This window comes from Chryseobacterium sp. CFS2 (assembly GCF_036543225.1).
Lineage (GTDB): Bacteria > Bacteroidota > Bacteroidia > Flavobacteriales > Weeksellaceae > Chryseobacterium > Chryseobacterium culicis_A.
Window position 1 is genome coordinate 55,884 of record NZ_JAZHQU010000001.1, and the last position, 24,465, is coordinate 80,348.

Annotated in this window: 23 protein-coding genes, 1 tRNA gene and 1 riboswitch; of the genes, 6 read left to right on the top strand and 18 right to left on the bottom strand. The window is 37.4% G+C overall.

Annotated features, from left to right (window positions below; genetic code table 11):
- Nucleotides 1-84: 84 nt before the first annotated feature.
- Nucleotides 85-2,388 carry a 5-methyltetrahydropteroyltriglutamate--homocysteine S-methyltransferase gene (metE, locus tag ODR02_RS00275; RefSeq protein ID WP_309511261.1) on the bottom strand — a complete coding sequence of 768 codons (2,304 nt, stop codon included), beginning with the start codon at nucleotides 2,386-2,388 and terminating at the stop codon, nucleotides 85-87.
- 178 nt (nucleotides 2,389-2,566) lie between these two features.
- Nucleotides 2,567-2,752: riboswitch (cobalamin riboswitch) on the bottom strand.
- 195 nt (nucleotides 2,753-2,947) lie between these two features.
- Between metE and ODR02_RS00280 the strand changes: the two genes are divergently transcribed.
- Nucleotides 2,948-3,409, top strand: a complete 462-nt coding sequence (locus ODR02_RS00280) for an Lrp/AsnC family transcriptional regulator (protein ID WP_062670399.1) — start codon at nucleotides 2,948-2,950, stop codon at nucleotides 3,407-3,409.
- Nucleotides 3,410-3,427: 18 nt separating this feature from the next.
- On the opposite strand, the gene ODR02_RS00285 is transcribed toward ODR02_RS00280, so the two are convergent.
- The 6 genes from ODR02_RS00285 to ODR02_RS00310 all read right to left on the bottom strand — a co-directional run bounded on the left by ODR02_RS00285 (nucleotide 3,428) and on the right by ODR02_RS00310 (nucleotide 8,066).
- Nucleotides 3,428-4,195 (bottom strand): LytR/AlgR family response regulator transcription factor, encoded by a 768-nt coding sequence (locus tag ODR02_RS00285; protein ID WP_309511262.1) that lies wholly within the window; start codon nucleotides 4,193-4,195, stop codon nucleotides 3,428-3,430.
- A 3-nt stretch (nucleotides 4,196-4,198) separates the two neighbouring features.
- Complete coding sequence (locus tag ODR02_RS00290) at nucleotides 4,199-5,221, bottom strand: sensor histidine kinase (protein WP_309511263.1); 1,023 nt, start codon at nucleotides 5,219-5,221, stop codon at nucleotides 4,199-4,201.
- Nucleotides 5,222-5,287: 66 nt separating this feature from the next.
- Complete coding sequence (locus tag ODR02_RS00295; protein ID WP_309511264.1) at nucleotides 5,288-6,028, bottom strand: hypothetical protein; 741 nt, start codon at nucleotides 6,026-6,028, stop codon at nucleotides 5,288-5,290.
- Between the two features lie 209 nt (nucleotides 6,029-6,237).
- Nucleotides 6,238-6,780 (bottom strand): hypothetical protein, encoded by a 543-nt coding sequence (locus ODR02_RS00300; protein WP_209784838.1) that lies wholly within the window; start codon nucleotides 6,778-6,780, stop codon nucleotides 6,238-6,240.
- A gap of 49 nt (nucleotides 6,781-6,829) precedes the next feature.
- Complete coding sequence (locus ODR02_RS00305; RefSeq protein WP_245169724.1) at nucleotides 6,830-7,201, bottom strand: VOC family protein; 372 nt, start codon at nucleotides 7,199-7,201, stop codon at nucleotides 6,830-6,832.
- Between the two features lie 4 nt (nucleotides 7,202-7,205).
- Nucleotides 7,206-8,066: an alpha/beta fold hydrolase gene (locus tag ODR02_RS00310; RefSeq protein ID WP_309511265.1), complete on the bottom strand. Its 861-nt coding sequence runs from the start codon at nucleotides 8,064-8,066 to the stop codon at nucleotides 7,206-7,208.
- Between the two features lie 276 nt (nucleotides 8,067-8,342).
- Between ODR02_RS00310 and ODR02_RS00315 the strand changes: the two genes are divergently transcribed.
- Nucleotides 8,343-8,486, top strand: a complete 144-nt coding sequence (locus tag ODR02_RS00315) for a bacteriocin-like protein (protein WP_002980068.1) — start codon at nucleotides 8,343-8,345, stop codon at nucleotides 8,484-8,486.
- Nucleotides 8,487-8,513: 27 nt separating this feature from the next.
- Nucleotides 8,514-8,660, top strand: a complete 147-nt coding sequence (locus ODR02_RS00320) for a bacteriocin-like protein (RefSeq protein WP_165791654.1) — start codon at nucleotides 8,514-8,516, stop codon at nucleotides 8,658-8,660.
- A 118-nt stretch (nucleotides 8,661-8,778) separates the two neighbouring features.
- Here the strand turns inward: ODR02_RS00320 and ODR02_RS00325 are convergent.
- From ODR02_RS00325 to ODR02_RS00355, 7 genes are all read right to left on the bottom strand, one after another.
- A tRNA-Ser gene (locus ODR02_RS00325) sits at nucleotides 8,779-8,863 on the bottom strand.
- A gap of 216 nt (nucleotides 8,864-9,079) precedes the next feature.
- A complete protein-coding gene (locus ODR02_RS00330) occupies nucleotides 9,080-9,574 on the bottom strand; it encodes a hypothetical protein (RefSeq protein ID WP_309511266.1) in 495 nt (164 codons plus the stop codon).
- Nucleotides 9,575-9,655: 81 nt separating this feature from the next.
- On the bottom strand, nucleotides 9,656-10,324 hold the full coding sequence (locus tag ODR02_RS00335) for a hypothetical protein (RefSeq protein WP_309511267.1): 669 nt from the start codon (nucleotides 10,322-10,324) through the stop codon (nucleotides 9,656-9,658).
- A gap of 2 nt (nucleotides 10,325-10,326) precedes the next feature.
- A complete protein-coding gene (locus ODR02_RS00340; RefSeq protein WP_309511268.1) occupies nucleotides 10,327-15,129 on the bottom strand; it encodes an RHS repeat-associated core domain-containing protein in 4,803 nt (1,600 codons plus the stop codon).
- Nucleotides 15,130-15,147: 18 nt separating this feature from the next.
- A complete protein-coding gene (locus ODR02_RS00345) occupies nucleotides 15,148-16,404 on the bottom strand; it encodes a tetratricopeptide repeat protein (protein ID WP_309511269.1) in 1,257 nt (418 codons plus the stop codon).
- A gap of 6 nt (nucleotides 16,405-16,410) precedes the next feature.
- On the bottom strand, nucleotides 16,411-18,573 hold the full coding sequence (locus ODR02_RS00350) for a type VI secretion system Vgr family protein (RefSeq protein ID WP_309511270.1): 2,163 nt from the start codon (nucleotides 18,571-18,573) through the stop codon (nucleotides 16,411-16,413).
- A gap of 543 nt (nucleotides 18,574-19,116) precedes the next feature.
- Nucleotides 19,117-19,626 carry a DinB family protein gene (locus ODR02_RS00355; protein ID WP_309511271.1) on the bottom strand — a complete coding sequence of 170 codons (510 nt, stop codon included), beginning with the start codon at nucleotides 19,624-19,626 and terminating at the stop codon, nucleotides 19,117-19,119.
- Between the two features lie 168 nt (nucleotides 19,627-19,794).
- Between ODR02_RS00355 and ODR02_RS00360 the strand changes: the two genes are divergently transcribed.
- The 3 genes from ODR02_RS00360 (at nucleotide 19,795) to ODR02_RS00370 (ending at nucleotide 21,763) form a co-directional block, all read left to right on the top strand.
- Complete coding sequence (locus ODR02_RS00360; protein ID WP_309511272.1) at nucleotides 19,795-20,934, top strand: tetratricopeptide repeat protein; 1,140 nt, start codon at nucleotides 19,795-19,797, stop codon at nucleotides 20,932-20,934.
- Between the two features lie 84 nt (nucleotides 20,935-21,018).
- Nucleotides 21,019-21,354: a nuclear transport factor 2 family protein gene (locus ODR02_RS00365; protein ID WP_209784846.1), complete on the top strand. Its 336-nt coding sequence runs from the start codon at nucleotides 21,019-21,021 to the stop codon at nucleotides 21,352-21,354.
- Nucleotides 21,355-21,418: 64 nt separating this feature from the next.
- Complete coding sequence (locus tag ODR02_RS00370; protein ID WP_309511273.1) at nucleotides 21,419-21,763, top strand: YciI family protein; 345 nt, start codon at nucleotides 21,419-21,421, stop codon at nucleotides 21,761-21,763.
- 61 nt (nucleotides 21,764-21,824) lie between these two features.
- Here the strand turns inward: ODR02_RS00370 and ODR02_RS00375 are convergent, their stop codons facing one another.
- The 4 genes from ODR02_RS00375 to ODR02_RS00390 form a co-directional block, all read right to left on the bottom strand.
- Complete coding sequence (locus tag ODR02_RS00375; RefSeq protein WP_309511274.1) at nucleotides 21,825-22,388, bottom strand: DUF6624 domain-containing protein; 564 nt, start codon at nucleotides 22,386-22,388, stop codon at nucleotides 21,825-21,827.
- Between the two features lie 32 nt (nucleotides 22,389-22,420).
- Nucleotides 22,421-22,981 (bottom strand): AAA family ATPase, encoded by a 561-nt coding sequence (locus ODR02_RS00380; RefSeq protein WP_309511275.1) that lies wholly within the window; start codon nucleotides 22,979-22,981, stop codon nucleotides 22,421-22,423.
- 64 nt (nucleotides 22,982-23,045) lie between these two features.
- A complete protein-coding gene (locus ODR02_RS00385) occupies nucleotides 23,046-24,041 on the bottom strand; it encodes an MsnO8 family LLM class oxidoreductase (RefSeq protein WP_309511276.1) in 996 nt (331 codons plus the stop codon).
- Between the two features lie 66 nt (nucleotides 24,042-24,107).
- Complete coding sequence (locus tag ODR02_RS00390; RefSeq protein ID WP_309511277.1) at nucleotides 24,108-24,464, bottom strand: winged helix-turn-helix transcriptional regulator; 357 nt, start codon at nucleotides 24,462-24,464, stop codon at nucleotides 24,108-24,110.
- Between the last annotated feature and the right edge of the window lies 1 nt (nucleotide 24,465).

A 24,465-nucleotide genomic window follows, 5' to 3' on the forward strand; every position in this document is an offset into this window, starting at 1 on the left:
ATTTTAACCCTTTAAAAAGAAACAGATCGTGCCATAAAATCATGACACGACCTGAATTATTGAATCTAATTATTTTAAAGTTTTTTAAAGTGCATATTCTACTGAGGCTTCTTTAGCGGCAGCTACCATTGCTATTAAAGCTTTTTCTGTTTCTTCCCAGTGTCTTGTTTTCAGTCCGCAGTCCGGGTTTACCCAAAGCTGGTTGGCAGGAATTACGTTTTGTGCTTTTCTCAACAGTTCAATCATTTCTTCTTTTGACGGAACCCTTGGTGAGTGGATATCATATACTCCGGGACCAATTTCATTCGGATATTTAAAATCTGCAAAGGCATTCAGCAGTTCCATCTGAGAACGGGAGCATTCTATAGTAATCACGTCTGCATCCATATCCGCAATATTTTCAATAATATCATTGAATTCTGAATAACACATATGGGTATGAATTTGTGTAGCATCTTCCACTCCACTTGCTGAAATTCTGAAAGCTTCAACCGCCCATTTCAGATAATTCTGCCAGTCTGCTTTTCTTAAAGGAAGCCCTTCTCTGATAGCAGGTTCATCAATCTGAATAATTCTGATTCCGGCTTTTTCCAGATCCACTACTTCATCACGGATTGCCAGCGCAATCTGCTTGCACGTTTCTGAACGAGGCTGATCATCACGTACAAAAGACCACTGTAAAATCGTCACAGGACCCGTCAACATTCCTTTTACCCATTTTTCCGTTTGAGATTGGGCATACTGAGACCAATACACCGTCATAGGAGTCGGGCGGGAAACATCACCAAAGATCACAGGAGGTTTTACACAACGGCTTCCGTAGCTCTGTACCCATCCGTTTTTGGTGAACACAAATCCTTCCAGCTGTTCTCCAAAATATTCCACCATATCATTACGCTCAAATTCTCCATGCACCAATACATCAATGCCGATGTCTTCCTGCCAGCGAATGGTTCTCTGAGTTTCTTCTTTTAATAAAATATCGTATTGCTCCGCGGTAAGTTCTCCTTTTTTGAATTTAGCTCTCCAGCTTCTTACCTCTGTTGTCTGCGGGAATGACCCGATTGTTGTAGTGGGAAACAAAGGAAGCTGCAGGACTTGCTGCTGTTCTTCTTTACGGGTTTTGAAGGCATTTATTCTTTGTGCGTCCTTTTCAGTGACCGCATTTGATCTTTGTTTTACCTGATCATTGTGGATAAGAGAAGAGGTTCTTCTGCTTTCAATGGCTTTTTTATTTTCTTCAAATACCTCAAGAATGTGTTCTTTTTCCGTTCCTGATACCAGTTCTTTAAGCGTCACCACTTCTTCTACTTTCTGTTTAGCAAAAGCAAGCCAGTTTTTAATCTCAGGGTTAAGGTTCGTTTCAAAATCAAGATCGCAAGGAGAATGAAGCAATGAACATGACGGTGCAATCAAAATCCTTTCAGAGCCTAATTTGTCAACAGCTTTTCTGATGAAAGACAATGACTTTTCAAAATCATTTTTCCAGATATTTCTGCCATCAATTACTCCTAACGAAAGACTTAGGTTTTCCGGAATACGATTCAGAATATCATCCAATTGTTCCGGATTTCTAACCAAATCGATATGCAAACTATTCACCGGAAGTGAAACAGCAAGCGATGCATTATCTTTTAATCCGTCGAAATAAGTGGCAACAATGAATTTCAGTTTCGGGAAACGGTTTCTTATTTCTGAATACACAGAAAGATAGGTTTCTTTTGCTTTCTCAGTTAAATCCAGAGCCAGAAAAGGTTCATCAAACTGAATCCATTCAGCACCCTGCTCCTGAAGTTTGGTTAAAATTTCCGTATATACAGAAAGAAGATTTCCAGCCAGATCCAGTTTATCAAATCCTTCTTCTTTTTCTTTTCCTAATAACAGATAAGTAACAAGCCCTATAATTACAGGTTTTGCATTGATACCCGCCTGTTTCGCTCCGGAAAATTCATTGAAAATTTTATCTGAGCTTAATTTAAATTGCTGGTTTTTATAAAATTCCGGGACAATGTAGTGATAGTTGGTATCAAACCACTTGGTCATTTCCATTGCTGTAATGTCCAACCCTTCTTTCTGGTATCCTCTTGCCATCGCGAAATAAAGATCCAGCTCAGAGTTGTTCTTTTTAAGCACCACCTCATGGTAACGTGAAGGAATTGCTCCTACTACAAGGCTCATATCCAATACCTGATCATAATAGGAAAAATCGTTGCACGGGATAAGATCTATGCCGGCTTCTTTCTGAATATTCCAGTTTTGATTACAGAGAGTTCTCCCTGTATTCAGAAGTTCTTCCAAAAGAATTTTACCTGACCAATATTGTTCGCAGGCTTTTTTGAGTTCTCTTTTGCTACCAATACGCGGATAGCCCAGAATGTGAGTTTGCATTTTTTTAAACTTTTTAATTAAACTTAATAGGAAAGTGCTTTAAAATGCTTCGTTATGTTTTAGCGGAAAAAGTTTCAGGAAAGTAATGACATAGCAGACAGTGCATTTCCTTCAGAAAGAAAAATACATGAATCTGATCTATCATCTGTATGACCCAAAAGCTTCAGCCCGCGAAAGCATTGTCAATTCAGTAAAGGCAGGTCTCCTGACTTGTAACAGTTTCCGTCATCCTTCCCGCTTTTGGCAGTGGATATACAAAGACAGAAACTTTTGGTGTGTTACTTACAGTTGCGCGACAGCTCGTGATTTGCACACGATTCCCTATTAATCTACCTTAAGTAAAACCTTTCCTGTTTGATGAAGTATCTATAAAGAACTGTACTTTTACCTTTAACAATTGCTTCCAGTAAAAGTTTTTAATTTTGTGTAAAATTAGCAATACAGAATAAAAGCACAATAAATAAGTAAAAATTAAGCAAAATAAACTTTTAAAAATAAAAATAAAAGCATATAATTCTATATATTTGATTGTTTTAATCATTTAAAAGAATAATATTCTGTGGAACAACTCGATGACAAGGATTTACAGCTGCTCAGGCTGCTCCAGAAAAATGCCAAACTGACCGTTAAAGAACTTGCTAAAGAAGTGAACCTTTCTACTTCACCGGTTTTTGAAAGAGTAAAAAGGCTGGAACAGGAAGGGTTTGTTAAAAGATATGCAGCCGTTCTGGATGCTGAAAAACTCAACCGTGGATTTACCGTTTTCTGCCAAATCAAGCTTAAAATTCACGACAGATCTGTAGGCTATGACTTTGTAAAAGAAATTCTGGAGATTGAAGAAGTTGCCGAATGCTACAATATTTCCGGAGATTTTGATTTCCTTCTGAAAGTTCAGGTAAGAGATATGAAACATTACCAGGATTTCGTATTTAATAAACTGGGATCTGTAGATTCCATCGGGAGTACCCACAGTACATTTGTCATGGCTGAAGTGAAAAACAACCATGGACTTACCATTTAATTGAACAGGAAACCGGTTTTATTCTTCAATCCATTTTCTGAAAGCAGATGTATTGCTCTGGCTTGTAATAAGATGATCTTTCTGACCTTTTATCTGGGCGGAAAGTGTATTCTTATTGTAACGTTCTATTCTTTCAATATGCTTTTTCTGGACGAGTGCACTGCGGTTGATCCTGAAAAAATCTGAAGCATTGAGCTGGGTTTCAATTTCTTTCAGAGTAGATTCATTCAACAGGTGTTTTTTTCCTGTTGTATCAAAAGCAAAGACAATCCCTTCTTCCGCTTCAAAGAAAGTAATGTCTTCCGTATTGATAAAATAGATTCCCTGATGTGAGCTGACCGAAAATCGTTTCTTATAGCTTTTCTCCACAGGGCTGTTATTTAGTATTTGCTGAAGTTTTACCCAAACATCCTCCGGCTCTGATGCTGTATTTCCCAATAGAATAAATTTATCCCAAGCCTTTTGAAAACGGCTCTGCGAAAATGGTTTTAAAAGATATTCAATCCCGTTGCTTTCAAAAGCATTCATCCAGAAACTGTCATACGCGGTAGTGAAGATAACCGGACATGAAATATTCACCTGATCATAGATTTCAAAGGCATTTCCATCTAATAATTCAATATCAGAAAAAATCAGGTCAACCGTTGAGTTTTTAAGAAAAGCAATGGCTTCTTCTACAGTACTTATTTCCGAAACAATTTCCACGGGTCTTTCCAGCTCGCTGATGAAACGTTTTAATTTGTTTCTTGCCGGAATTTCGTCTTCGATGATTACAACTTTTATCATATTTTATGCTGGAATTATGGGAATGACTACTGAAAATTCTGTTTCTGTTTTTATAATTTCTACCTGCCGATCCGTTAACAGCGTATATTGCTCCTTAAGATTACTGAGTGCTCTTCCTGAAGTCTTTTTACTGTTTCGCTTGGGTATTCTGGTATTGGAAACGGTGATTTCTTTATCTATTTCTACGGTGATCAAAACAGGATTTACAGCTGTTCCCAGATTATGCTGAACGGCGTTTTCAAGCAGCAATTGCAGGGAAAGCGGAATGATCCTCCCTGATGATCTGATATGATTTATTTTTAATGAATAAGCACTTCCATATTTATACTGTATCAGATTAAAATATTTCTCTGCAAATGCCAGTTCTTCTTCTACAAACACGGTCTTTTTATCAGAAACCTCTAAAACATAACGGTATATCTCTGCAAATTCATTGAGGAAATCCGATGCTTTGTATTTGTCTTCTTCTATTAACTGATCCAGAATGTTGAGATTATTGAATAAAAAATGAGGATTAAGCTGTGTTTTCAGTTGATTAATTTTACTTTCAGACAGGGCATGATCATAAAGAGCCAATTGTTTCTGATATTCCGTATTCTTTTTGTAGTAACGGTATGCGAGGAAAAAACTTCCATAAATAAACCCTCCTATCAAATCTGAAAAGGTAGAAAGAATAACAACTTCCTGATTGAAATTTTTCTCCACTTTTCCAAAAGCAACAGCAATCAAAAAACCAATTATTTTCATCACCAAAAGGTAGGTTAATAGGGAAAAACTGAATATTTTCAGCATTTCTGCTACACTAAACGTTGATGACTTTTGCCAGTTTTTAATGAAAAAATCAATGACAAAAAACAGGATACAGGCACTAATAAGGGTAACAACTGCCGCTTCAGGAGTGAAAATATACCAGTCCAGTGTTCGTCTTATTCCTATACGGGTGTGAATAGACTGTACATAGGCAAACAACAGAATGAACAGAAGGAAGTATCTGTTTTGATGCATCTGTTTCAAAATGGTTTTCATCAGTTTTATAAGAGGTTATTTTTGCAAAAATAGCCCTATATTTTTACAGGGCTGTTTTTTGTATTATTATTTTTTCTTTTCGGGAAATGATGAGGTAACATTTCCGTTATCATCTAAAAAGTCTAGTTTTGCTTCATTATTTTTATCAACACAGAATCTGGCTCTTGGCTTCCCCTTACTGTCAAATAAGAACAGTCCGTTATGTTCATCTTTGGTTTTTCCAAGCATCATTCTTGGTGCGCCTCCAATCAGTCCCTGCTGTTCATATTCTTTGTATTTTTTCTGAGCGGCTTCCGGATCTTTTATCTGATTCAATTCTGCCATGATTTGTCCCGTTCTGAGTTGTGATTCTTTTGATGGACGATCATTAAAATAAAGTCCGCTTGACACCACTCTCTTATCTCCTTTCTTATAATCCTGGGTTAAAATCTGCATGACCTGATCACCATCATATTGATCATAGGTAAGAGACAATCCCGAACTGTGGCCGTTCTGATTTTTCTGTCCGTCATAAATAAAGCCTCCACATTCAATTCCGTCTTCATTGAAGAAGAGCATACCTGAACGTTTTTTTCTTGTTTTATTGGTAGGATTGCCATTTATTTTATCTTCCCCTGTGGGAAATTTATCCACATTGGTAATGATCATTTTTACCGTACCGTCTTTTTCTACAATATTGATTCTTTCCACATCTATTTCAGTAAATTTCTGATTTCCGTTTGTTTTAAAGGCGGAAGCTGTTAAAAATACAATTCCAATGACTGCTGTAAAGGCAAATGTTCTTAAAAAAATTAATTCCCTGTTCATAATGTTATTTGTTACTTGTTTTGTTTTTGATAGGTCAAAGCTATGGCAACCCTGTTTACCATTCAATCAGAAAACAATGAACTAAGGAAATAAAGAAATAAATGAAGGATTTTTCCCGTTGAGTATATTTTATCAACCACTCTCCTTCCGGTAAATAAAAAAATCCGTCAAAGAATAACGGATTTACTATGATTATGATTTTCTATTCATTAATTCGCTGCCGGATCAATAAGCGCAGTTGTAAGGCCTAATGATTTGAGAAGATTTTTATTGTCAAACAGCAATGTTGCATAGTGTTTTCCTTTTTTAAAAACCAATTTTGATCCTCCAGGAAATTCACTGTCTGCTCCCAGCTTTTGCGTCTTGGCATTGTATTTACCGAACTTTGTTTTACTATCCTGCAATGTACTTTTATTCAGGATAAGACCGAAAGGCAGTCCTTCAACGACTACAGGTTTGTTGTCTGAAGTGGTAAAAAACATTTCATTAACCGCATGATCTTTACCCAGACTGCAATAGAGTTCTAATCCTGTCTTCATTGGCCATTTTGCATATTTTTCTTCATTGGCATCTTCATAAAAAACAGTTTTTATGTTCAGTGCTTTTGATATTTTATCGGGAGTCTGCGGAAATATAAATTCTGAATTCTTGTCCAATAAAGAATTTAAGGTAGCCGTTTTCTGAGAAAATACACTTACACTTACTACCAGAAAAAAGAGTGTTACAATAAAAGTGAATGGTTTCGTCTGCATGGGAATATTTTAATAATTTGATGGCTAAAGATATTAAAAATACCTTAGTTTATTTCTTTTGCTGCAAATTAAATACTGTACCCGCCGGATCTGTAATCCAGTGCATATCTTCAGGAAGTTCTTCAATTTCATCACAGGTTTCCACTCCGTTTGATTGCAAATATTGGGTTGCTGCTTCTACATCGGGAACTGTAAGCTGTAACCAGGTTTCAGAATGGGTATAGTTGTCGACACAGTCTAACCAGATGATATTATTCCCGAATTTCACTTCATGGGTTCTGGAAACGGTTGGATTATTAATGGCCTTTTCCTCCACATCAAGTTTTAAAATATCCCTGTAAAAAGAAACCGTCTTTTCATATTTATTTTTTGGAATTTTTATGGCGATATTAATTCCTGCTTCAAATTGGGTCTTCATCATCAAGCTATTTTAAAAAACCGTTCAGATAATTCAGAATCAATGTCGTCTGCATCATCAGACTCACATGGGTTTGTCCCGGAGCAACAGCCAATTGAGATTTTGGCATGGGTCCCATATCTGCAAAAACATCACCTCCCAATAATTTATACGTTTTTGAAAGTTCTGTTTTATCCAATCCGTCATTATCACCGGCTATGATTAAAACAGGTACCGGAATTTTAGAAATATTACCGTCACCAAGGTCGAAAGGCTGTCCGGCAGAAGCCATCATCTGTTCCAGAAATTTGGTCCATTTTGTTTTATCAGGAGCTACGGCATTGTAAGCTGTATGCAGAGGGCTGTTCGTAAAAAGGTCAGGTTTCATTCCTTCAAGTGCTTTATTTACTTCAGGCAGCCAGCCGCTGGTTTTATAGGTTGATGAAATGATAACCAGCTTGTTCAGTCTTTCCGGGCTTTGTATCGCCAACTGATAAGCTACTTCTCCTCCAAAACTATATCCGGCCACATCGGCTTTATCTATTTTCAGATAGTCCATTACCTTTGTAACATCACTGGCCAAAGTAGCATGGGATAATTTCCTCTCTGAAAACGGAGTGTGTCCGTGGCCCTGTAATTCAAGAGCGATTACTTTTCTGTTTTTTGAGAGTTCGGGGATCAATTCTCCCCAGTTCAAATCAATTGTCATGAAGGCACCATGCAATAGCACGATAGGTTTTCCTTTACCATAGACTTCATAATAAACTTTGATACCATTTACAGGAGCATAACCACTTTCAGAGGGTTTTACTTTTTGTCCGTATAGCTGTGATATTGTAAGAGCAATAGCCAGGACTAATAATGCAGAGCATTTGAATAAACTTTTCATAATATTATCAGATTTAGTGGATTAACATTTTACTCAAAATTAGCGAGTCATTATGAAACCAGACTTGCCACAAGACAAGATTTTATATCAATGAAATCAATTCCTTATGAAATCCGGTATTGAATCCTCTCCTTACACACATTACATCTTACATTATTTCAAAAAAAAAGAGGTAAAATATCAAACAATCTATTGAATAAAATAAATATTTTCAAATAATTCTACAACAGTTGATAAAAATTTATTAATTTCGGATAGAACTAAACCTAAATTATTATGAAAAATTTAAAGAAAATCGAAAGACAGGAATTGAAAACAATTAAGGGTGGAATTGACTGCAGAGGCGGCCAACTGTGCTTAATCGGTGGTAAGTGGCAATGCATGCCTTACGACGGATGCGGTGGTGGAAACCAGCCTTAGTTTTATGTTTAATCCAATGACTTGACTATGAAAAATTTAAAAAAAATTTCAAGAGAGCAGTTGAAGACTACTAACGGAGGAGCATTAAGCTGTTCCGAAGCATGCTGCCCACCTCCGGGGATCAAAAGATGTCCTTGGGTGATTTGTGTAGCGCCATGTGAGATATTAAGTTAAAACAAACTGTATTCTCTCCAATAAAAGCCTGTAATTCGTATGAATTGCAGGTCTTTTTGTTTTTAAATTCCATACAAAATAAAAAAGCTACAAATCAAAAGATCTGTAGCTTTTTCTGCGGAGAGTGAGGGATTCGAACCCCCGGACCTGTTACAGTCAACAGTTTTCAAGACTGCCGCAATCGACCACTCTGCCAACTCTCCTTAAACTCCGGCAGTACCGTTGTTTTCAGTGGTGCAAATATAGAAAGTTTTTTATTACCGGCAAAATATTTTTTCAATAAATTTTGCATTTTTCCGGTTTTAAAGAAAATACGGTTTTCAAAAACATGGAAAATGCGGGTATCAGGGACTCAACATCAGGCATTTACCTTCATGTATAAAATATTTAGCCCTTCAACCCTATTTTTCAATATTTATTTATCCGTAGTAATATTCGGTAGTGACATCTCCGCTAAAAGCCGGATGCATATCCTTTTTCTCCATATGCAGCTCAAATACTCTTTCGCCGTTTTTATTTCCTCCCCGTATTTTCAAAGCATACCATCCATTATCTAAGGATAAAGTAATGCTGTTTTCATCATTAATAGAGGTAATATCTTTCAAATAACCGATGCCAACAATTTTCACTTCATTATTCACCGTCTGAAAAACCCAGCCTCTGGACTCTACTTCTACCTCATCATCATTCAAAATCTTTTCATCATTTACAGAAACCCGGAATGCATAATGGTCTTCTTCTACCCCTATTATTGGAATCGCAATTCCTGATTTTGTTATTTCATCCCCATGTTCATTTTCTACAAAATATTTTAAAATATTAGTACCCGGGAGATTATGTTCCTGCAGGTATTTTGCTAAAAGCTGTGGACTAAATATCACGAAACCTTTACTTTCGGAGAATATTTTTTTCATATATAGATTGGATTTGGATTATATATTTCAACAGTATTACTGTGTTTTTGAGCTTTTATTAATTGTACCTCAAAGTAATGCTCAGGTCTTTCCTGGAATTCCAGATAAGTAATGGTCTAGTTCTATGAGAAAATCATTAATGATGACCACTACTTCTTCTACATTTTCCAAAAATATTTCCTGATATTCTCTTGGAGGCTTATTTAAATTATAAACAATTTCGGAATATTCATACTTTGACAATCCCATATAGATGTAGTAGGGTTTTTCCCAATTCCGGTTGTAGGTTATATCTATAAAAAGCTTTCCTCTTGTTGCTGAAAAAATCAGTTCTCTATCATCATATCCGTTGTTGTTCCTTTTGAGGTTATTATAAATGATAGTCCAGCTGGAGATTTTTAATGGAATAAGATCTTTTTGTAACGGATTGAGATATTCTGATAATAAATCGTAAAATTCATCAATATGATGACCTGTTTTTATCGTTTTATAAATATTTTCAGCATCATCATTTCGCCATTCTCCTAAAGACCTGGATAACATACATGTATCAAAAGAATATCCCACGCTGCTATTTTCATATGAAATAGAAATTGTTTTTCCTGTAATGTGATTTACGGCACTCAATAATAAGGTATTATCAAAAGGTATATCCAGCATATTGTAATTCTTGTCTATAAAGACATTTGCATCAATACTCCACCCTCCTTCAACCTGAATTCCGTTGTTTAATATTCCTTTATCTGTCATTGTTATCGGTAATTTGCTTTTTTTATATAATTAGCGGCATCTGCTGCTGAAATCGGATGACTGTGTATGGTACCGGAAGCCACTTCCACTCTCATGAATCTCGTTTTTTCGCCCATATTATATCCTATATCGGTAGGATGTTCGTAAATATAGTAAGTAACCCCTCCATTAGGTACTACATTCCCTTTTCTCATTGCATCAAATGCAGCCTTTTTCTCAAAATTTTTGAAGTTATCTTTCACTACATCCGGGAAATATGATCCTTCAGGTTTACCTCCTACTCCTTTAATACTTCTGGCTTTGGCATCTTCCATAGAAGTCGCCTGAATATGTTTGGTAGCATGTATAGAAGGCGGTGTAGGTCTTTTTGCATTGATAATTGAGCCTCGTTCTGCTTTTCTTCGTGACCATCCACCATCGATCTCCATCAATCCCAGCGGATCAATTCCGGAATTGCTATCATGTGTATAAGCATACAGATTAGGATTATCTCCAAGCGGGCCTATTGGATCCTGAGAAAGATAAGTCCCGTTTTGCACATCATAATACCGGAATCTGTTGTAGTAAAGTTCAGTCTCTTCATCCTCATACTGCCCTTGCTGCCTGAAAGGAATAAAGGATTCTTCTCCCTTTACATTTTCAACTCTTCCAAAAATATCATATTCAGCGCTCCACACCAGATTTCCCTCTTCGTCATAAGCCTGGACAGGTCTCCCTATATAATCTGAAATAATGGATGCCTTTCTGTTTCCTTCTATCTTTGCAGATGGTACGTGGCTTCCTGTTTCATAAATCCACGTTACTAAATTCTCTACAGGTTCTTGTTTGACGATAATATTTCCTTCATCATCAATTTCAGTTGCAGGAATTTCCTGAATATCATAATTCCATTCATGTAAAAGAACGTTGCCATCCCAAATATAACGAGTTATTTTCTGCCAGCCAATTTTCGAAGTCCTTCTGCCCAGTGCATCATATTCAAATTGTACTTCCTTCCCATCCGGACGTTTTACTTTAGCCAGCATTCCGTTGGCACTCCAGGAGTAACTCCAGTCTCCAGGCTCCCATTCGGGGGTTTGTACTTCTGTGGATAAATCATCATTCACATTGGGTAAAAGAGTTCCGGATGGCATTTGTGAATGGCTAAGCCAATCTGAAGCAATGGCTTTATAATAAGGATGTTCATTGTTAGGTTCTTCCGAATGTTCCGGCCTTGCATTATTGATTACCCGTTTACTCTTTAATAATAAATTCCCTTCTTCATCGTAGTGATAAAACCAGTTTTTATCCCGCATCAGCTTTCCGCCTTTGTCATAGATGCGGTCAGTACGTTTTGTACTTTCATATAAACAGCCGGTTGCATCAGGATTTTTATGCTGAACTTTTCCGTTGGAATATTCTGCAGCGGCAAGACTTCCGAATGCATCATAATCAAATTTTGTTCTGCTTCCTTTCACTTTGTCAAGGATATTCAGTAAACGGCTTCCTTCTCCCCATATATAATCTTTATGGAAAGTAGTATTTGTTTTATTAATGGTTACTTTCTGGCTTACAGGCATTCCTGTATGATCAAATTCAAAAGTACTGTCTATACCGCCTGTCATTTCCCGAGAAAGAACTTGTCCGTTCCTTCTGATTTCCACATTCATCTGCCAGGGCAAGATAACCTCTGTGGCTGCTGCGGAAATATGCTTGAGCTGTCCCAGATCCGTATAAGAATAATCAATTTTCGCTCCTAAGCTGCTTTGCAGGCCAGTGAGATTTCCCTGGTGATCATATTCATACAGAACAGAATGTTCACCCTGTTTTTCTTGAAGAATCTGTCCTAACGGGTTTCTCTGAAAACTTACACTGCTATCTTCATTATCCGCTTTAATAAGCAATCCTGAAGTATCATACTGATAGGCTTCCCAAGTTCCATCCGGATAATCAACCTGCGTTATTCTTCCCGCCAGATCATATTCATAGAAAATGGTATTTCCATGAGGTGTTCTTCTTTGGATGATTAAACCGTCCTTATCACGGACAAAGAATTTTTTCTGTCCTTCAAAACCTGTTTCTCCTATGATTTTGTTATTATAATCTCTTTCAAAAGCATAAATCTCTCCTTTTTCATTGGTAATGCTCATTAAGTTTTCATAAGCATCGTATCCAAAAGCTAGGGTTTCTTCTTTTTTATTGGTAAGGGCATTCCGGCGAATCTGTTTCTTGAGACTTCCCATTGGGGTATAGCTCATGAGCCATTCTGCGCGGCCATCTGTGGCGTACACCGGAAGATCATAGGCATCGTAGCGAAGTTTTATCGGTAACTGCCCCTGTTCATTCATTTCAATTACCCTTCCCATTTTATCTCTGTTCCACAGGGTTCTGTTAAAAGGTTTCGGACTGAAAACCAGCAATCTTCCATATTCATCATATTTCCAAAACTGTTCAGTCCCTGCAGTATTCGTCAGCTGAATAAGCTGGCCTCTATTATTATATTCGTAAGATGTTGTAACATGTTCTCTGATACTTTTTTCGGGAAGCCTTTTCCCATCAGCATATTCATAACACACATTTTCTTCTGCCGCATCTGTATGGCTGATTAGTCTTCCATATTCATCATAATTCCATGTTTCAGAAACGCCTGAAGGGGAAAAACGGGCAACAACCTGTCCGAATTCATTATACTGGTAATGGTATTCTTCACCATCAGGGCTGTAAAAAGTCTTGATATTTCCCATTTCATCGTAGGTATATCCCTGAACACGTCCTTCGGGGCTTCCTATCATTTTCAGTTCATTGTGCGCTGTAAAGTCATACCATGTTTCCCCACCTTCTCCATCTACTTTTTTATAGACAAGAAAATTATCATCGTAGTAATACCGTTCTGTTTTATTATGTTGTTTGGGATAGATCACTTCTGTAAAGCCTTCTTCTTCATCATAATGAAAACTTCCTTCCATATATCCGTTCAGGCCTTTAGTATATACAACTCTTCCTTCTTTATCATATTTCCAGATATAGCTCATCCCATTTCGGTTGGTTCTTCTTACAATCTGATTGTTTCCATCATATTCAAAGACCATTGCTTTTTTGTGAATATCCCAGACATGAGTAAGATTTCCCCTATCATCATAATCATAACGAACCTGCATATCTCTTTGTTTTTTATAACAGTAATAAACTTCTGATATCTTTTTATGTTCAGGATGAATAACCGTTTCTATACTGGCTTCAGTACCAACATCTTTTATTCTTTTCAAAATAATATTTCGATCTTCATATTCGTATTCACGAATCGTTCCGTCACCATATTCAATCCGGGTTACTTTATATAACACTCCTTCTGTGGCATGATGAAAGCGTGAATAGGTATAGATATCCGTTCCTTTACGAACAATCCAGATACTGCTGCTTGGTCTGTACTGCCAGATTTTATGATCTCTGAAATACGTCATTTCATCTCCTATTTCGGGTACAGGAATAAGCATCGCCATATTTTCTTCAGGATGCATCCAGCCGGCAAATTTATTATGCTCTTCAGGAAGGATAAACAGATCATGATTATTAAAAACACCATTTCCTAAAGGACCAAAATCATAAGGTCTGTCGCTGTGCCATATATTTTTCCAGAGTAAAGGGGTATTTCCCTGGATTTCAAAATCATCCCATTCAAAAAACATAGCGCCCGTTGCAAAATTAACAGGCTCAAGTCCCCAATGGCATAGTTTTTTGGATAAGGCATTCGAAAATTTGAACTTATTGAATGGAGCTTTCTTAAGAACACTGTTATTCAGCTTCTTTAAACCATTGGCTCCCATTTTCCCTATTTTTTTGGTGAGGCTCCTCATTAAAAACATCCCTGCAAGACGCATCAGCATTTCTCCGGGGGTATACACATGAGGGACAAAAGCTCCGCCCACCAATACAGGTCCGCCCGTATTGATCTGAATATACATGCTTGAGAAGTTATTATAGAAAGCAAAATAAGCCAATGGATTTTTCTTTGGTTTATCCGGCATTGCGGGCAGCATCGTCATTCCGAAAGGGAATCCCATGCAGGTTAATACCTGTTGAGGCTGGTTTCCACTCATTTTACTTCCCTGTGCCAGAACGGTCTGTGAACCGTAATATACTTCTCCTTCGTGCGGAGCTTCCTGGGGAAAAGGAATGAGATATACCGGAATAAGTGAGGTGATATGTCTGAATGGGATCACCACTCCCATAACACTGGTTGTAGTGGTTGCTTTATGTCTTCCGTGAACATATATTGAACCGCCCATGGGAATACTTTCCGGAAGTGACGGCATCAGGTTTCTTGCAAATTGGGGAATGGGAATTGTGATGGTAATATAATCCATAATGTCAAAAACAATTCCTATAAACGGATGTGGCAACGGTAACGGGATCAGCATAAATGAAGGCGGCGGCGGAATAAGGGTCCAATGGATGTCAATCGCCAGTACGATGTCGAAATGCTTACTTGTATGCTGAATAGCCGTAGAAGGCATTGATGGAGTATTCACTTTGATCAGTTTCACTTTGCTTTCCGGAGCTGCTTTTTCAGCAGTCACAGCACTATCTCCACCACCTCCGCTACTGCTGTTTTCCTGTTTACTATGATCTCCTCCCGCGATAGACTGAACCATGGAAACAGGATTCAGGGAATCAAAATTATTTTTCATTCCGTTCTTCCATCCCTGTTTGGTTTTATCCCAGCTTACCGAAGTAACGTCTGCATTTACCTTCAGAGAGCGATCCGGATTCATATCCGGTTTTGCCACCTTGATGGGTTTTACTGTTTTTTTATTCAGATCTGCCATGATTCTTTTAATTTGAGATTACCCTGCTTTTGGCTTTTCCACACTTACCTTCCATTCATCACCAAAATACGTCTTCATTTCGCTGTCTAATATTGTTTTTTTATCTGTATCCCCTTCATATTTGAGAATAAGCATTGAGGCTACAAACCTCAGGCTGCTCTGCTCTCTTGCTGAAGGGTTCATCAATTTTGCTATGCCGAGACATTTTTCAAAATATCTGATCATTTTATCTTTTGTCAAAACAGTATCATTCAGTGTCCCAATGATTCTGTAACACTCAATAGCCATTGCATATTCTTCTATTTTCTGAGCAGTTTCTGCAGCTTTTTCAAATATTTTTTCTGCCCTGGACTTTTTGGAATTCCCTAATAAATGACTTCCATAATTCATATACATCTGAACTTCCAATGGTGAATCCCGCTCTACTTCTTCCAATATAATCCGGTAGGTATCTTCAGCCTTATCCTTCTTTCTATCTGCTGTATAAGCCTGAGTAAGCATAAAATAGGCAGAGATCTCTCCCTGTTTGTTCTTTTGTTCTTTGGCAAGCTTCACTGCTGTTTTTAATGCATGCTCCGCTTCTCTGAATCTTTCTTTACTTAAATGATTACTCGCTATAAGGATCTGCTGTTGAAAATCCGTATCCGGGCTATTCTTTTTACGGTTAGTATGAGCTGCCGTATTCTGCATTAACTGATGAATGTCTACTTCCACTCTGAAACGGTGTGCTGAAGAGATATTGGGTAAGGTTCTGTAAATATGATGTTCTGCCCAAACCAGTTTAATATCTTTATTTTCCGATGCTTCACAGATCCTGCACCATTCTTTCACCCACAAAGACAGCTCTTCGGTATCAGTGATCCTAAGCGGAGCAATGTAGATGTATATTTTAGAATCCTGAATAGCAGGAAAGTTTTTCTTTAGCTCCAGAAGAGGATAAAATGCCTTATAAGCATCTGTTTTAAAATTTTCTTCCGGATTTTTCAGATCCCATTGCGGAATATTTCCTTCACTTTTCTTCAGCATTTCATAAAACTCAGTCCATTCATCCAACAAGGTTTGTCCGAAAGAGTTCATGCCATTAAATTCCTGATAATGAAGTAAAAATATATCATCTTCTTCATCTTCAGCAAGTTTTGATTTGATAAATCCATCAAAAAGATCGGTTTCATGTTTTTCTCCTATACAGATCAGCATAGGTTTTTCTTCGTTCTTTGAAACAACTTTCTGCCATTGTCTTTTTAATTTTACCAACTCCAGGTCTACAGGATTCATCTGCTTTTAGTTCAGTTTTACAGTTCCACTTACAATATTTGTCTCACTTCCTCCACCCACATTTATTTTTCCTCCGCTGCTGAGATTAGCTTCCGTATCACCTCTCATAGAAAGCGTTTTGGTGCCGATATCCAATGTATCAGATTTGATTCCGATGCCTGAAGTGGGATCACCATCTTCAGGGCCTACCCCAACCCCAATACTTGATGTTCCGCCTACTCCAATATTGACTCCCTGTACAAATACTTCTTTTCCTTTAATCTGAATATTTCCGTCTTTATCCATGTAAATGGAACTGCTTCCACAATTCAGGGTGATAGAAATTTTACTGTCTATCGTTATATTTCCTGCGCCATCCAGAAAAACAGAATTTTGGTCTTTATCTTTCACTGTAATTCCACCGGCATCGTCCAGACTCATGGTATGTCCGCTTTTACTGCTTAAGCTTTTGATATTATTTCCGGAACCGCCACCACCGCCAACTCCACCATGGAACATTCCTCCCATCACAAACGGACGGTCAGGATGCTGATGGGCAAAGTTGACCACTACCTGATCACCCTCTTCGGGAATGGCCATAAATCCACGGTTTTTACTTACTTTTTCGCTGCCTCCACCATCGGGAGTCATTACCCTGATATATTCTGTAGTGGTAGAACCATTCTGCCAGTCGAACTGAACTTTCACTCTTCCCTGATTTAAAGGATCTGTATTGGAAATTACCTTGGCAAACTGAGCATCTGCTTTCGGAGTGTGAAACTCCGGACGGGGAATAAATCCTGTATCAGAAGCAATGGCTTCAAATGTTCCTGTATAATATCCTCTTGCGTCTACCTCGTGATGCATATCGGTAATCATCAGCTTGGTAAAGTAAGTGGTTTCACTGCTTTCGGCTTTTCTCATTTCAATATCAGCGATACAGCCCGGATAAAGAAAAGGAACTGTTGTAATGCCTGAAATAACAAATACTTCTGAGGCTTTACTTCCGGCTGTTCCTTTTTGAGAATTTTCCACATCCATGAAAGACACCGCTTTTATCGGAGCTACTCTTAAAGATGGAGTGGTAAACGTTTTTTCTGAAATTTCATACGCTCTTTTTGCAATATCTGAAGTATGGTTAATCTTTGAATTTCCTGCTGTCAGCTTTTCATTTTTGCTGCTGTTGTACCCATAAAATGACGGATTTACATGCTGAGCCTTCATTTTTATCTTTACATCACTCACACTGCTTCCATAGGTAAGGTTTACAGGTTTTTCCTGAGGAGGAAGTTTCCCGAAATGAAGTACCTCACCATCATAATAAAATTGTTCTCCATAGGCTTCTGCAATTCTGGCCAGATAGTTATAATGGGTTTCTTCATATTGTGAACTATACGAAACATTTCCGTGGGCTGCATCTACTCTGAAATCAAAGGAATTTTGTCCCAGGCCTTCTTTTATCACCTGATCTGCAATGCTGTTCAAACTGATTTCCTGTGCTCCGCCAAAGCTTTGAATATGAGGGGCAGCATCTAAAAGAACAGTGGGACTGAAACCTGTAAGGACAATATTTCCCAGACTTCCTTTTTCCTGGCTGAAACCTACTTCAGTGATGACGCCTACAAAGTTCCTTTCGGGGCCGTCTTCAACGTCTTTATACCTGAAAATTACGGTAATTCTTTTTCCAAGAAAGTTTTGAGCTTCTTCCAGATTATGGTTTTCTGAACTTCCTAAACTATCTTGAGCCAGCATCAAATCAAATTCATGATGCTTTACAGCACTTTGTTTTAACTGAAAATGCTTGAAATGTTTAATTACTTTTCCGTCAATTACAATTTCAAGTTTTACCACACGATTGATTCCGGCTACCTGATTTCCGGGGATGGTATTAGCATTATAAATCCCTGAGGTTGGCTGTTTCGCCCATACTTTGTCTTCTACGAGTGTAGGAGGATTGGGCTGCTTAACCTGATTCATAAACATTTGAGAACCGTTTTGAACGATTCCTGTATAAGCCTGAGCCTGAGCCATTTTTTCTGTAGCTTTCTTAATGGTTCCGCTCGATTTTTCCTGCACTTCCTGAGCAGCTTTGGTGGCTGCCTGATCTGTCAGTGTTTCTTTAATATTCTTTACAGCTGAAATTTTATCTTTAGAAACAGGCATTTTGGGTGAATGATCGTCCTGAAACATAATTGTAATATTTTGATTGATTGGGTGTCAAATTTTTTTAAGCCTAAAATGTATCTGTACACTACGTTCAGATATATTTTCATGATCCATATTCTATTTGTAAAAGAAAGTATGGATATTGAGGTCAAAACAGGGCATATAGTAATTGATGAAAAAGAACTTCACCTCCCTGTTGAATTCAAGAATTCTCTTGATATTATAATTGTAATATGCAGATTTTTAATCATGATTAATTTTTTGTAATTGGATTGATGGTATTACAAAGATAAAACGGTAATCGCTATTCAAAAAATTTTCGATACTCAATCTGAAATTTTGTCGTAGTTCTACGACTTTTAAGCAATAATTCTAAAGCAAATGATTAAAAAAAAGAAATAAACAACTCTGTATCAAATAAATATTTAACAATTTTTAATAAATGAAAAAGAATAATTTATCACTTAAAATAGAAATAAATCAAAAATGAAAGAACTTTAACAATAGAAAACCAGCTGTACGATGACAGCTGGTTTGTATTTTAAATATCCGGTTATTTTCAGTATTTTACTCCTGCAATTTCACACTGATCTCCTGCACGTTCTCCGCAGAAAGCCCATAAAGTTGTGGTGTTTTTACCTCCAGAAGATTCAGGTAGATATATAATTCTGCCCTGTGGTGGATTTCATGCTCTATCATCGCCCGAAGCCATTTCCATATGGAAATTTCACTATTCGCCGGAGTCAGGCATTTCCTCGTGAGATCTTCATCAGAAAGCCCTTTGATAATGTCCAGAGTCTGCCTGTGCATTTCGTTGAAAAACCTGACTGTATTTTCATATCCGTCAGCAAGCTCTTTTCCACATCCCGGATAAGCACTTTTTCTTCCGCTAATGGTCTCTCCATACATATACCTTTCAATGGTTGCAATATGTCTGATCTGATCACCAATGGTAAATTTTCCGGGTTTATAGGAAAAATCAATATGTTCGGGAGGAATAACTTCAATAATACGATGTGTTCTTTCCCTTATTTTTCCATAATAGTCAAGGAATGATTGTACAGTTTTTATTTCCATATCTTTTGCTTTATCTGGTCTTTTTCTATAAAGTGAATATAAGAATTCTCATGATATAAGGTTTTGGTTTTTATCATAAATGATTCATAAGATTAAAAAAATCCCACATAAGTGAGTATAAAATTTGGAAGCTTATTAAATAACCAATATTTTAGTTAAAAAATAACCATGATGAAACTAGGAATTTGTTTGTGTATTATTCTGTTAGGCTTTAAAAATGCTGCGGCACAATCCACAAAAATTGATACTGAAAAGCTTCTTGAATATTATGAAACACAACGTTATGCCGAGGCCGCCACATATCTTCAGGGCATCTATCCCGGAGATACACAGGATATAAAAGCGCTTTCACAAATTGCTTACTGCAATATGATGGCTGGAAAACTGCCGGAAGCAGAAAAAAATTATCAAAAAATCAATGCCATCCAACCGAACAGCCTGCCTACTCTATTCAGTTTGGCCAATATCAATTCCAGAAGGGGAAATGCTTCTCATGCCAAAATTTATCTTCAACAGATCATTCAACTTGACAGCCTGAATTTCAGTGCTTATAAACAGCTTGCTACCTATGCAGAAACGCCAGAAGCCAAACTCAGTTATCTGAAGAAAGCCAATACTCTTAATACCACCGACCCTGATGTAGCTTATGATCTTTCTCTAACCTACAGTGGTCTTAAACAATATCAATCTGCTTATGATGTATTGAAAACAGCGATTGCTGCCGATACAGAAAACTTCACTTTACAACAGGCTCTGCTGCCAGTGGCCAACCAGTTAGCCCAATATCCGGAAGTGATTGAAACCGGTGAAAAGCTCCTTAAAAATCATGCTGATGTAAATGTAATGAACGATATAGGGCAAGCTTATTTTTATGTAAAAGAATATCAGAAATGTATCAATATTTATAAAATGCTGGAAAATATGGGCGTACAAAATGAAGGAACACTCTATTTTATGGCTCTAAGCTATCGTGAACTGAAAGATTACAACAATGCAGCAATCTATGCACAAAAGACTATTAATGAAGCCATTTCAGATCATACTTCATTTTACTATGCAGCACTTGCCGGGATTTATGAAGCCAAAAATCAGTATAATGATGCCTTGACAGCTTATAAAAGAGGATTGACTTTTGGTACCAGCAATATGATTTATTACCGCTTAGGACTTCTTTATGATCTTCATCTGAAACAGCCTAAAAGTGCAATAACATACTACCAGATGTACCTTAAAAACAATCCGGATCAGGAAAAAGAAAAAGAGCAGATTGCGTATGCTAAAGGAAGGATTTCCGGCTTAAAACAGTAAAAATTTAAATCATTTTGTGATGATAGTCACAGGAGAAATATATTCTTCCTCCCTAATTTTGTATTCAACAATAAAAATAACATTATGAGCAACAGAAATCAAAATACAGCGGAACAGTTTATCCAATATTTAAATGAAGAAAATTTTGAAATGGCGGAAAGCTGTCTCCATCCTGATTTTACATTTATTGGGGTATTGGGGAAAAGAGAAAATGCTTCAATATACATCAAAGACATGATGCAGATGAAGTTTAAGTATGAGATTCTAAAGGCTTTTACTGCTGGTGAAGATGTGTGTTTATGGTACATGATTGATATGGGAGAAAAAACGATAGAGGCTTCCGGATGGTACCAGATCAAGGAGGGAAAGATTCAGTCATTGAAAGTTCTGTTTGATCCCAGACCTTTATTGGATAAATAAAAACACATTAAAAACGCTGTCCCTGTTCATTTATCTTAATCGTCATAAAAAAAAGAATATGATTATGAAAGAATTTGCATTGATCTTCAGACTGAAAGACATTTCTGATTTTAAACCTTCTCCTGAACAGATCCGAGAGCGCATGATCTGGCTTGGAAACATTACTGCACAAAACAAACTGGTGGATGAAGGAAATACTTTATTACCCGCTCCGGGAGCTGCCAAAACTGTAAAACCAGATAATATGGTAACGGATGGCCCTTATACCGAGATCAAAGAATTCATTAGTGGATATATTATTGTACGGGCAGAATCTATTGATGAAGCCGTTGAAATAGCGAAAGGAAACCCAATTTTTAAAATTGGAGGAAATATTGAAATTCGTGAAGTCTTGAAGACCGGCAAGTAAGGTGGAATTTGGAAGGAATTACAGTTTAAGTTGAAAATTTCTTCATGCATTCAGCATTGCTTTAAATCCATCCTGTTTTTTTCCTCCAAACTGTATATTCCCCATCTTTGCTATCAATTTCCGGAATATCTTCAGGTTCCGGAATTTTATGAATCTCTGCATCTGAGAATACTGGCAGATTTACCTTTTCACGTTCTGCATTTAAGTTTTCTTTGTTTTCTACCGGATAAATTGTTCCTTCAGCGGTCAACTGTGTTCCATATTTTTGAGGTTTACTCTGAAAAACCTGAATCCGGTCGTATAAATAGGCTGTATGTATAGGATTAATATCATTATAATGCTCTTCCATCATGACATAGCATGTCTTCATAAATTCTGGTTCACCAATCGCATGCTGAATAATAAGCCACACTGCATCATTTGCTTTCTCACCTACTTTTGAGATGGTAGGATAACCAATTTGTGCTATAATCTCCCTCAGCCGTTTTGCATTGGCTCTATGAATCTCTTCCATTTCGGGATGATAGCCTCCGGAAAGCTGCCCTGCTTCCAACAGTTTTTCTCTGACCGACAGATCTTTGCCAGCCAGCTCGATCAGTTCTTTTTCAAAAGTAGGATTGTTCATATGATAAATAATAATTGATGCTTAACTGATATTCAATCTGATATAAAAATTGTATCAAGAATAAAGCGTGCCCTGTTTTCCACTGAAACTTTCGGAACTTCTATGATATTATATTCATATTCCCGATATATTTCTTTCATACACTCAAAGGTTTCCACTGCCTTTTCAAAGGTCTGTTTTCTTTCCGGATCGTTTTCATAAATCTCTTTCCATGGGGGAAGAATAAAAATAGGGTTATGATAAACCATTTCTCTTGCTTTTGCTTCCATAGATGCCGGAATGATAATATTTTCAAGCCTCATATAACCGAGGGTATCCAATATTCCACGGTCAAAGAAAACAGGCGCTGTAGAATTCATCTGACTTATTTTCAGGTAAGTTTTTACAGATTCTTCAAACATGAGCACTGCAAAAAGTTCTTTATTAAGCCATGGAAGGCCTTTCCCATCGGAATCAATCTGTTCTTTAATGATTTTCCTTCCTTCTTCAGGTACTGTTGTTAATTCATGACGGTTTAATTCATCCAGCAACGTTGTTTTTCCTGCTCCGGGACCTCCGGTAATGATATACAATGTTGAAATATTCTGCTTCATGGGTGTACATTATTGTGTAATTATAACCCCATAGCACAACAGAATTTTCATTGAGGCTGTAGGGTTAGTTATTGTTTTTAATGATGCTTTTATAAGTGTTGATACGATCTTCTTCCCGGTACATGTTACACAATATCAGGAGATCATCTGTATTGTACCTTTCCGCAACCTGATGTAATTTCTGATCTACAGATTGGGGTGTTTCTATCATAATTCTGTTTAAAACAGTAAAGAATTCTTCTTCATCTTGTGTTCCTAAAACCCTCTGCTCTACCACTTCAGGAGAAAGAACAGCATCAGGACTGACTAACTGTCGGGATTGTAAAAACTGATAAGCCATTCCATAAGCGTTTCGTCTGGCTTCTTCAATGTTGTCTGCTACAGACAGGGCTACAGCAACCTGTAAAGAAGGTTTGGAAAAATATTGCGTTGCATCAAATTCTCTGAGATAAGCATCTGTATTTTCCTTTCCATTTTTGCTATTCATAAAAGCCGCAAATGAATATCCAACTCCATGCTTTGCCGCTTCCCGGGCAGAGGTCATTCCTGAACCCAGCCACATGATTTCCGGGATATGCTGCACATGAGTAGGCTGTGCAATAAGCCCATCATATATACCTTCTTCCTCTCGTATGAATTGAATGATCTCTTCCAGCTTTGTTTCCATATTGGATAAAACCACCGGTTTATGGCTATTCAGTGCCATGACAGCATCTTTTAATCCTCCCGGCGCTTTTCCCAGTCCGAGAATAAACCGTTCAGGATAAAGGGTTGACAGCATTTTGGACCATTCCGCAATTTTATACGCAGAATAGTTCCGCATCATAATACCGGCTGTTCCTACTTTGATACGGTTTGTTTTACTGAGAACGATAGCAGCTAATAATTCAGGGCTGGAACTTCCATAGGCTTCTACGCCATGATGTTCGGAATACATAATGCTATGAAATCCCATTTCTTCAGCCAATACAGCAAGGTTAAGACTGTTTTTCAATGCGGATGCTGCATTGCCACCCATGGTTGTAGGTGACTGATCTAATATCCCCAATTTCAGCTTCATACTATTGAATCAATTTTATGGTGAAGTTATGAAAAAAGCGTTATGTAATAGAAAAATATAATCTTATCATTCTTTAGGCGGGAAGACAATTCCTTCATCCTTAATCAGCTCATAGCCAAACTTCATAATGGTTTCAATCACCGGAATGGCTTTTTTTCCTTTTTCTGTAAGACTATATTCTACTTTTGGAGGAACTACGGGAAATACTTCCCTGTGAATCATCTCTTTAGACTCCAGTTCGCGCAGCTGACTGGTCAGCATCTTGTCGGTAATATGCGGAATGTCTTTTTTAAGTTCACTAAAACGAAGAGGTTTCTCCTGTAACCTCCACAGAATAGGCATTTTCCAGGTTCCTCCGATATGACTTAAGGCAAATTCAATGGGAGTATAGTACAATCTTTTATCATGGAAAAATTCAGGCATA